This is a genomic window from Falsiroseomonas oryzae (assembly GCF_027856955.1).
GTDB classification, from domain to species: domain Bacteria; phylum Pseudomonadota; class Alphaproteobacteria; order Acetobacterales; family Acetobacteraceae; genus Falsiroseomonas; species Falsiroseomonas oryzae.
Genome location: NZ_JAPSMD010000563.1, coordinates 1 through 2,931, shown reverse-complemented (window position 1 = coordinate 2,931; position 2,931 = coordinate 1). Strand labels below are relative to the sequence as shown.

The window sequence follows — 2,931 nt, the reverse complement described above, 5'->3', positions numbered from 1 at the left end:
AGCGGCGGACGGCACGGCGGGCCGCGCCGCGGGCGGCGTCGCGGAGCCCTGCCTCTGCCCTTCCAGCTGCTGAAGGCGGAAGTCGAGGTCGCCCTCCAGCTTCTCCAGGCGCTCGCGCAGCTGCCGCTCGCGGAACTCCGACTGCTCGGCGCGGCCACGCACGCTGCGCAGCTCCTCCTCCAGCCGCTGCACGCGCTCCAGCAGAGTGCCCACCAGCTCGCCCTGCGGCGAGCCGGCCGGACGCTGGCTGCCGGACCCGCCGAAGCCGAGCACGCTGCCGCCCTGCGACTGCGGCGGGGCCAGGCCGCCGCGGCGCAGCGCCTCCAGCTCCTGGCGGAGCTGCAGGATCTGGTTCTGCAGCGCGATACCCTCGCGGCTGTCGATCTGCGCGCGGGAGGGCCCGGGCAGGCCGGCCAGGATCAGGACGATCACGACGCCGAGGCGCCGCATGGCCACCCTCCCCATCATGCGACACGCACGCCACCGGACGCGGCGGGCGCATCCGTTGCAGAAGCCGGCGGCGCCGTGTCCGGTTCCCCGGACGCGCCGCACCGGGAACGCCTCAGCGCACCACCGTCACGGCGCGGCGGTTCTCTGCCCAGGCCTGCTCGTTGGAGCCGAGCGCCGCCGGGCGGTCCTTGCCGTAGGAGATGGTCGAGATGCGCGCCGGCGCGACGCCGCCGGCCACCAGCACGTCGCGCGCCGCATTCGCGCGGCGCTGGCCGAGGGCGAGGTTGTACTCGCGCGTGCCGCGCTCGTCGGCATGGCCTTCCACGGTGACCTGCACCTGCGGGTAGCGGCCGAGCCACTGCGCCTGGCGGTCCAGCGTGCCGCGCTGGTCGGCGCGGATGTTGCTGCGGTCGGTGTCGAAGAACACGCGGTCGCCGACATTGGCCACCAGATCCTCCTGGCTGCCGGGTCGCGGACCGGCAGAGGTGGCAGCGGAGCCGGCACCGCTGGCCGCCGCGTTCTGGTCCGTGCTGGAGCAGGCGCCGAGCAGGGCGAGCGCGGCGAGTGCGCCGAGGATACGGGTGTTCATTGCGATGTCGGTCCCTTCACCTGGTCTGAGCGTGGGCGGGCGTTACCCGCGCGCACCGACAACGTCAACAAGGCGTGCGGCACCATCAAGGCAGCGCCGGCCTGCGGCGCTGCGCGACGTCGCCGGTCAGGACAGCAGCGGCGACCAGGACGGATCGCTCGCATCCGTCGGCGTCACCATCTGGCGCTCGTTGAAGCCGGCGATGTCGATCTGCGCGAGGCGCGAGGAATAGCCGCCGCCCCGCGCGTCGCGCGCCTGCGTCTCGCGGTAGAAGGCGAGGACGCGGCCGTTCGGCGCGAAGGTCGGGCCTTCCATCGACCAGCCCTCGGACAGGATCCGCTCGCCGCTGCCGTCCGGACGCATCACGCCGATCGCGAACTGCCCGCCGCTGATCCGGGTGAAGGCGATCAGGTCGCCGCGCGGCGACCAGACCGGCGTGGCGTAGCGCCCGTTGCCGAAGGAAATGCGCCGCACGCCCGAACCGTCCGCCCCCATGACGTAGAGCTGCTGGTCGCCGCCGCGGTCGGAGTTGAAGACGATCTGCCTCCCGTCCGGCGAGTAGCAGGGCGACACATCAAGCGCGCCGCCGGAGGTCAGTTGCCGTTCCCGCCGCGTCGCGAGGTCCACGGAGAAGATGTTCGCGTCCCCGCCGCGCGAGGCGGAGAGGATCACGCTGCGCCCGTCGGGCGCGAAGCGCGGGCTGAAGGTCATGCCGCCGAAGCTGCCCAGCACCTGCTGCTGCCCGGTGTCGAGGTTGAACAGGTAGACGCGCGGCTCGTTGCGGAAATAGCTCATGAAGGCGATCTGGCGCGCATTCGGGTGGAAGCGCGGCGTCAGCGCCTGGAAGCTGCCGTCGGTCAGGAAGCGATGGTTCTCGCCGTCCTGGTCCATGATGGCGAGCCGCCGGGTGCGGCGGTCGCGCGGGCCGCTTTCGGCGATGTAGACGATCTGCGTGTCGAAATAGCCCTTCTCGCCGAGCATCCGCTCGTAGATCACGTCGCTGATCAGGTGGGCGATGCGGCGCCACTGCGCGGCGGGCGCGCTGAAGGCGGTGCCCTGCAGCTGCTGCTCGGCCAGCACGTCCCACAGCCGGAACTCGACGCGGAGGCGATCGCCCTGCGCGTCCACGCGGCCCGTGGTCAGCGCCTGCGCGCCGATCACGCGCCAGTCCTGCGCGCGCGGCGCGGCGGCCGCGGCTTCCGGGGTCTGGATGAAGGCCTGCCGCTCCACCGGGCGGAACAGCCCGGAATTACGCAGGTTGGTCTGGATCACGTTGGCGATGTCGCGCCCGAAGCGCTGCGCCTCCGGGCTGCCGCCGGCCATCGCGGGAATGGCGATCGGGATCGGCTCGGTGCGGGCGCGCGTGATGTCGATCACGGCGCCCTGCGCCTGCGCCTGCTTCGGCAGCAGCGGCCAGGCGAGGATGCCGGGGGCGACCATCGCCGCGCCGGCGCCGAACAGCGCGTGGCGACGGGTGATGGTGAAGGGCGCGCGAAGGCTCATCGAACGAGACCCCTCGGGTTGAAGCGGAAGGTTGAGGCCATGACGGTCTGGATCTTGTCGGCCGGGACCCTGAGCGGGTTGCACTGCGGCGACAAGAGCGCGCGGCGCGCCGATTCGTAAACCGAGCGTGCGCGCGGGTCGCTCGGCATGCCGCGGTCGCCCGGGACGACGTTGCGCACATTGCCCTGGCCGTCGAGCTGCACGCGCAGCTCCACCACGATCTCGGACAGGCCGAGCATCCCGGCATCCACGCTCCAGCACTCCGCCACCTGGTCGGCCAGGCCGCGGATCTCGCCCTGTGTCAGCTGCGCGGTGCCGGAGGGCGCGCCGCCGCCGGCGGCCGGCCGGCCGGCCTGCGGGTTCGGCCGCGCGGTGGGCGGCTGCTGCTG

At 73.0% G+C, this 2,931-nt stretch carries 2 protein-coding genes and 2 pseudogenes; all 4 read right to left on the bottom strand.

What is annotated here, in order from left to right; genetic code table 11:
• Positions 1–450: pseudogene (locus OZN99_RS28880) on the bottom strand (tetratricopeptide repeat protein); the annotation flags it as partial.
• Between the two features lie 112 nt (positions 451–562).
• A complete protein-coding gene (gene pal / locus OZN99_RS28875; RefSeq protein ID WP_270938669.1) occupies positions 563–1,039 on the bottom strand; it encodes a peptidoglycan-associated lipoprotein Pal in 477 nt (158 codons plus the stop codon).
• Positions 1,040–1,165: 126 nt separating this feature from the next.
• Positions 1,166–2,542 carry a Tol-Pal system beta propeller repeat protein TolB gene (tolB, locus tag OZN99_RS28870; protein ID WP_270938668.1) on the bottom strand — a complete coding sequence of 459 codons (1,377 nt, stop codon included), beginning with the start codon at positions 2,540–2,542 and terminating at the stop codon, positions 1,166–1,168.
• A pseudogene (locus tag OZN99_RS28865) lies at positions 2,539–2,931 on the bottom strand (hypothetical protein); the annotation flags it as partial. The pseudogene OZN99_RS28865 and the gene tolB, both read right to left, overlap by 4 nt.

Bases quoted from the DNA above. Each gene is read 5' to 3' on its own strand.
- tolB (WP_270938668.1), bottom strand. From the start codon at position 2,542: ATGAGCCTTCGCGCGCCCTTCACCATCACCCGTCGCCACGCGCTGTTC.
- pal (WP_270938669.1), bottom strand. From the start codon at position 1,039: ATGAACACCCGTATCCTCGGCGCACTCGCCGCGCTCGCCCTGCTCGGC.